A 3,588-nucleotide genomic window follows, 5' to 3' on the forward strand; every position below is an offset into this window, starting at 1 on the left:
AGGTCTACCTGTCTTTTTTTGCCAAACTTTTTCTGCCTTTAGGACTGTTACCATATCCTTAAATGTATCTGGATACACGCCACACAAGCGTTTGAACTCTGTTGGCTTTAAAGTTTTTACTTGTTCGTAAGTCATCTTTCAATCTTAACTCTTGGACTATTTTATCCTATTTTGTCTAGACTTATGCAAGAGATCTATAGACATTAAAAACGCATTCGCTACCATCACCAAGAATAGCACGTCCTCGTCTTTTCCATTTCAGGTTTAGCTGATCGATTAGGTCTGGTGGCAATGAAAGCCAACCATTAAAACCTGTATCAACGATCGCATCTTGCGCGTAAATATTTCCTTCAGAGTCACAAGATCGAAAGTGAAATAATCGCCTCAAAATCCGCGTTAACGATTCCGGCGATCATACTAATCTCTTTGTCCGTCCACCAAATCGGCGAACATAGCGAGAACCGACTCGAACAATCCAGATTTGAGCATCTGGGTGACGGGCTTCGAGTCTATTGCAAGCAGATATTTCACGCGCATCAATTTCAAAGTCGCCAGTTTCAAGGTCAATTGCTACAATTTTGCCCTGATTACCCAATTCGACTTGTGGACGTATTTGAGTTTGATAAATCAGATCGCCACGCTGGGCAAATTCTTCTTTGCTATAGCGGGGTTGTCGGACTGTCATAGGATTGATCTTGTTGCAACTTTTGCCCCTCTATTTTAACCTAAACATCGGGAATCTTCGCTAACATTCCCCAACTGGGCCCACCAGAGCGGCATCGCATTTAGACCACAGCTTCAATCAATGGGCATGGTGCGTTCCCCAAAAATCGATCAGTGGAGCAGTAGGACTTGCATTAGCGAACGCACCCTACGGCTACCCACCAGCAAGCAGATTGGCGAGATGTTTGGTTTTAAGCCGCGCATTAGCGCTCAAATCTGTCAGGAATGGGTAAAAAGTCGATTTTTGGCAATTGTCGATCCCTCGAACCGGGCCCGGAAATATAAACTCTCTGGGCTATATGAAGAGTTGCTCAAGAGTTCATCTCAGCCCACGGTTATCCCTAGGTGGCAGCGATCAATAAAGTAGCTTAGAGTAGTAATAGTAAAAAACTCATCTTTGTGTACTTTGTGCCTTTGTGGTTGTTCAGCTAAGATACATAATTTTGGAGTGATTACAAAATGGAAAGTACATCAGTTAAGCTTTTTATTTCTTATTCCCACAGAGACGAGGCGCTCAGACAGCATTTAGATAAACACTTAGCTTCGCTGAAGCGGCAAAAAGTGATTGATTCCTGGCACGATCGCAAGCTTGAAGCTGGGATGGAATGGGCCAACAAAATTGATGAGAACCTGAACCAAGCTGACATTATCTTGCTGTTGATTAGTCCTGATTTTATTTACTCAAATTACTGCTCTGAAATTGAAATGGAACAGGCAATTAAACAGCATGATGCTGGTGAGGCGATAATAGTACCTATTATCCTAGAACCCTGCGACTGGAAATGGCTTGCTGTTAGTAAATACCAAGCTTTTCCCAAAGATGCCAAGCCGATCACAACTTGGAATAATGAAAACGAAGCTTTTTTGGACGTAATTCAAGGGATTCGTCTCGTCGCCGAACGTCTGTTTGAGCAGCGCCAGCAAAAATTTAAAGAGAAAAAAGCTGCACAAGATCAATATCTTAAGAAAGTTGAGGAGATTTTATCTTCTAATGGAGAAATTTCTATTCCAGCACAAGATACGCTAGATGAACTTCGAGAAGAGTTGAAATTGACTTCTGAAGAGGCTGAAGAATTACAAAACCGTGCTTTTGAGCCTTACAAAAAGTATAAAGAACATCTACAAAAATACGAGAAAACTTTTCTGAAGGTAATTCAAAAAGAATATCCTGTTAGTGATAAAACTAAAGCGGATTTGAAGCTTCGCCAAAGAGATTTAGGGATTAAACATGAGGATGCCGAGCAAATTGAACAATGGATTCTTGCTCAGGTAACAGTGGAAAGTCGAGAGCAAGTAAAAGCAGAAGAGTCTCAGATACATCCACAACCAGAGGCTTTTTTAAATAGCAGTGAAAACCCTTCCCAACTTCAACCAAAAACTGTAATATCTGCCGCAATATCTGCTGCTATCGATCCAATATTTTTAGAGCGTTGTCAACGAGAACTCGCTCGTTATATCGGACCAATGGCACAGTTTATTATGGCAGATATTCTTGCTGAACATTCACAAATAGAACGACCACAACTGGTTGAGTTACTATCTGGCGAAATTACCAATCCTGAAAAGGCAAAAGAATTTAAACAAAATCTATTATAACAAATGAATTAGTTTAATTTATTCACAACTGCGATTGCCTTTATTGTTCAGCCTTTTGATGGCAATTTCTAAGCTGGTTTTCATGCGCGTAAAAGCGTCAACTAAACGACCTACTTCGTCGTTATATTGTTTATCGAAATTAGCATCCATATCGCCTAAACTGACTGCTTCTGCAACTTTAGTTATTCGATTAATTGGTCGGACAACATACTGTTTCAGCCAGAGGTTTACCAGGAATATAGCTATCGCAAAAATCCCAGTAAAAACTCCTATGACGAGAAGAAAACGTTGATTGGCATTTTTATAAACTTGATCAGCAGGAACGTAAATAATCTTAGTCCCGATAACTTTGTTTAATTCCCAGCCAAATCCCTGATTGGCTTGATATATACCTTGTTTATATAAAACCTGTAATGATTGAGGAGACTTTTCTAGACTACTATGACAGCTTAAGCAGCTAACTTGAGTGATTTTAATAGGACGAGCAGCATAAAAGTTTTTTTGCCCATTGATCAACAGAAAACCTTGCGATATATTTTTTTCTCCCAATTGATCTTGCTGAGTTAATTGATCTATAATCTTTATCTCTTCTTCTGTTGCTTTATCCTTGATATTAGTTGGGTTAATCATAGCATCTTTATATGTATATTCTCCATAATGAGATTTATAGGATGTAGTAAAAATATCAAATACTTGACGTACAGCGTAGGAAGGAATAGTCTCTGATAAAAGTTGTTCTGGTGCTTGCTTCTGTAGCAGGGGAGTAACTCTGTCTTGGTTGTACTTGCGAACAGCGTCCATAGTTGAGATTAGAAGATTAGCGCGTGTGTTCATTTCATTCTCCACTGTGTTAAGGACAATACTATAAAAGACAACACTGCTGACAATAATCCCTCCCAAAAAAATTGTCAGCATTAGAGTGGTCAGTCTCTTGCTTAGATTCCAATCTTCCGGGATTAACTTAAAGATTTTCATTGTTTTGATCTTGGTCTCTAATTTGCGTTGGTGTTTGTTAATATATGAGGCTCTTCGTTACTTGTTATGGTTCGATAGGGGGGCATAAATCGACTAAATCCTTATCTGGCAAAAGACTTAATTGATTAGTTCGCTCTAGAGCAAAAACAATTGACAAAAATCGCTAAATGCCTTTCTATATAAGGGTTACATCCCTTATAACCCCCGTCCATTGCATAACACAAACCGAAGAGCCATATATGATCGCCACTCTTCAAGAAGAAGGGCTAATTCAAGTTTGAAGTACACCAGTAC

The 3,588-nt window shown here is 39.4% G+C and carries 4 protein-coding genes; 2 read left to right on the forward strand and 2 right to left on the reverse strand.

What is annotated here, in order from left to right:
- Positions 1–412: 412 nt before the first annotated feature.
- Positions 413–685 carry a hypothetical protein gene (locus PX481_RS15980; RefSeq protein WP_002757090.1) on the reverse strand — a complete coding sequence of 91 codons (273 nt, stop codon included), beginning with the start codon at positions 683–685 and terminating at the stop codon, positions 413–415.
- A 126-nt stretch (positions 686–811) separates the two neighbouring features.
- Between PX481_RS15980 and PX481_RS15985 the strand changes: the two genes are divergently transcribed.
- The gene (locus PX481_RS15985) at positions 812–1,090 is read left to right on the forward strand and encodes a hypothetical protein (protein ID WP_288094960.1); all 279 of its coding nucleotides are present in this window, start codon (positions 812–814) and stop codon (positions 1,088–1,090) included.
- 92 nt (positions 1,091–1,182) lie between these two features.
- A complete protein-coding gene (locus PX481_RS15990) occupies positions 1,183–2,319 on the forward strand; it encodes a toll/interleukin-1 receptor domain-containing protein (protein WP_002757091.1) in 1,137 nt (378 codons plus the stop codon).
- An 18-nt stretch (positions 2,320–2,337) separates the two neighbouring features.
- Here PX481_RS15990 and PX481_RS15995 read toward each other — a convergent pair whose 3' ends face one another.
- Positions 2,338–3,294, reverse strand: a complete 957-nt coding sequence (locus PX481_RS15995) for a Tll0287-like domain-containing protein (protein WP_002757092.1) — start codon at positions 3,292–3,294, stop codon at positions 2,338–2,340.
- Between the last annotated feature and the right edge of the window lie 294 nt (positions 3,295–3,588).

Source organism: Microcystis sp. M53603_WE2 (genome assembly GCF_030065435.1).

Bases quoted from the DNA above. Each gene is read 5' to 3' on its own strand.
- PX481_RS15980 (WP_002757090.1), bottom strand. From the start codon at position 685: ATGACAGTCCGACAACCCCGCTATAGCAAAGAAGAATTTGCCCAGCGT.
- PX481_RS15985 (WP_288094960.1), top strand. From the start codon at position 812: ATGGTGCGTTCCCCAAAAATCGATCAGTGGAGCAGTAGGACTTGCATT.
- PX481_RS15990 (WP_002757091.1), top strand. From the start codon at position 1,183: ATGGAAAGTACATCAGTTAAGCTTTTTATTTCTTATTCCCACAGAGAC.
- PX481_RS15995 (WP_002757092.1), bottom strand. From the start codon at position 3,294: ATGAAAATCTTTAAGTTAATCCCGGAAGATTGGAATCTAAGCAAGAGA.